Source organism: Streptomyces sp. NPDC037290, assembly GCF_055603245.1.
The window spans coordinates 1-1,024 of the sequence record NZ_JBVJVZ010000200.1 but is presented as its reverse complement, the minus strand read 5'-3'; the positions used below and the strand labels follow the sequence as shown (position 1 = coordinate 1,024).

General features: G+C 69.5%; 1 protein-coding gene and 1 pseudogene. One reads left to right on the top strand and one right to left on the bottom strand.

The window, feature by feature from the left end:
- Nucleotides 1–19: 19 nt before the first annotated feature.
- Nucleotides 20–532, bottom strand: coding sequence for a MarR family winged helix-turn-helix transcriptional regulator (locus ACZ7HQ_RS45975; RefSeq protein WP_030588782.1), 513 nt, complete (start codon nucleotides 530–532; stop codon nucleotides 20–22).
- 266 nt (nucleotides 533–798) lie between these two features.
- Between ACZ7HQ_RS45975 and ACZ7HQ_RS45970 the strand changes: the two are divergent.
- Nucleotides 799–1,024 (top strand): annotated as a pseudogene (locus tag ACZ7HQ_RS45970) (dioxygenase); the annotation flags it as partial.

Genomic DNA, 1,024 nt, shown 5'->3' with positions numbered 1-1,024 from the left:
CGACCGGTGATCGCCCCGCTCAGCGGAGCCAGGGCAGATCCGCGTCCGTGCCCTCCGGTTCCAGACCGGAGGCGAGCACCCGCATGATCTCCCCGAGGCTCTTCACCTGCTCGTCCGTGAGCCGGTCGAACATCGCCTGCCGTACGGCCTCGACATGGCCCGGCGCCGAGCGGCGCAGCATGTCGAGGCCGTCGTCGGTGAGCACCGCGTTCTGGCCGCGCTTGTCGGATGGGCAGTCCTCACGGCGGACCCAGCCGTTCTTCTCCAGCCGGGCGATGGCGTGCGAGAGCCGGGAGCGGGTGATCTTCGCGTTCCGGGCCAGCTCCGTCATCCGCATCCGGCGGCGGGGGGCCTGCGAGAGCTGGACGAGCAGCCCGTAGTAGGTGTGCGGCATACCGGCATCGCGCTGCAACTGGCGGTCGAAGTGATCCTCCAGCAGCGTGGTGGCGTGCAGATAGGCGCGCCAGACGCGCTGCTCCTCGTCGGTGAGCCAACGCGGTGCGCTGGTGGATGCCGTGGTCATGGACTCCACTGTACGACCTTTTCTTGAAAGTTGAACTAGATAGAGCTAAGGTCTCCACAGGTAGGACCTTGAACTTTCAAGGAACTTCCCCGGGAGGCCACTCGCGGGGTTCCGGGGGACCTCCGGCGGAATTCCGCAGGACCCCTGCACAACGATCCCCCGGATGACCTCGGGGAACTACTGCTCTGACGAACTCGTGACCGGATCCGGTGGCCCGGACGCCCAGTGCGGCGCCCGGCCGCTCGGGATCCGGCGCCCAGTGGATGGGGAGTGCCATGACAGCCACCGCGGAGCGCATGCCCGCCCTCTACCTCTCGCACGGCGCGCCGCCCCTGGCCGACGATCCCGTCTGGCCCGGCGAACTCGCCGCCTGGTCCGCGGGCCTGCCCCGCCCCCGCGCGATCCTGATGGTCTCCGCGCACTGGGAGGAGGCCCCGCTCGCCCTGGGGGCGACCGAGACCGTGCCGCTCGTGTACGACTTCTGGGGCTTCCCCGAGCACT